Source organism: Fusobacterium sp. FSA-380-WT-3A, assembly GCF_012843705.1.
Classification (GTDB): Bacteria; Fusobacteriota; Fusobacteriia; order Fusobacteriales; family Fusobacteriaceae; genus Fusobacterium_B.
Genome location: NZ_JABAFQ010000037.1, coordinates 1 through 1214 on the forward strand (window position 1 = coordinate 1; position 1214 = coordinate 1214).

Sequence of the window (1214 nt, forward strand, 5' to 3'; positions counted from 1 at the left end):
TCAATACCACATACACTTTCCTTTGGAAAAATAGTATTGGAGATATTACCAAATTATAGTGGAAATGTAAATTCTTTGTGGTGGGCATTATCATTAGGCGCTTGTTTAGGAGGAAATATGACAATAGTAGGAGCAGCAGCTAATATGGTAGGAACCTCAGTAGCAAAGAAAGTAGGAATAGAAATAACCTTTAAAGAATTTTTTAAATGGGGAACAATAGTAGTAATACAATCAATTATATTAAGTTTAATTTATATTTATGTAAGATATTGATAGGGGGAAAAATGAAACTTGCTAATTATTTTGATAAAGAATTAATATTTATAAATGTGAAAGGAAATACACAAGAAGAAGTAATAAAAAATATGGTAGAACATATAGCTTCTAAAGAAGATATAGTATTAAATAGTAAAGAAGAAATAAAGAAAGCTATAATAAAAAGAGAAAATGAAATATCCACAGCAATAGGAATGGGAGTAGCTGTACCCCATGCAAGAATTCAAAATTTTAATGATTTTATAGTAGCAGTAGGATTATTGGAAACACCTATAGAAGTACAAGTAGAAGGATTATTAGAAAAAGATAAGGTAAAAGTAGTGTTTTTAGTAATTTCAGACATATTAAAGAATAAAAATATGTTAAAAATAATGGGTGGAATATCAAAAATAGCTTTAAAAAAACCAGAATATTTAGAAAAGATAAAGAATGCTAAAACAGAAAAAGAGGTAATAGAGGCAGTAGAGAAAGCTGATGTAGAGTTTGGACATAAGATAACAGCAGATGATGTATTAAGCCCAGATATATCACCAGTAAAAGAAGATACAACTTTAGAGATGGTAGCTAAAAGATTAATAAATGAAAAAATAAGTGGAATACCAGTAGTAGATGAGAAAAATAACTTTTTAGGGGAAATAACAGAAAAAGAGTTAATAGAATATGGAATGCCCAAATATTTATCATTGATGAAAGATTTAGACTTTTTAACAGTAGGAGAACCATTTGAAGAATATTTATTAAAAGAGGAAACAGCAACAATAAAGGAATTATATAGAAGAAAAGAGAATCTATATGTAATAGATAAGAAAACACCAATAATGGAGATATGTTTTATAATGGTGAAAAAAGGAATAACAAGAATATATGTAGTAGAAAATGGAAAATTATATGGAGTAATAAGAAGATACGATATAATAAAAAAAGTACTACATATTTAA

General features: G+C 26.9%; 1 protein-coding gene and 1 pseudogene. Both read left to right on the forward strand.

Features of this window, described 5'->3' with window-relative positions; translation table 11 throughout:
- Positions 1-273, forward strand: a pseudogene (locus HF862_RS09920) (hypothetical protein); the annotation flags it as partial.
- Between the two features lie 11 nt (positions 274-284).
- Positions 285-1214, forward strand: a complete 930-nt coding sequence (locus tag HF862_RS09925; RefSeq protein WP_170187696.1) for a PTS sugar transporter subunit IIA — start codon at positions 285-287, stop codon at positions 1212-1214.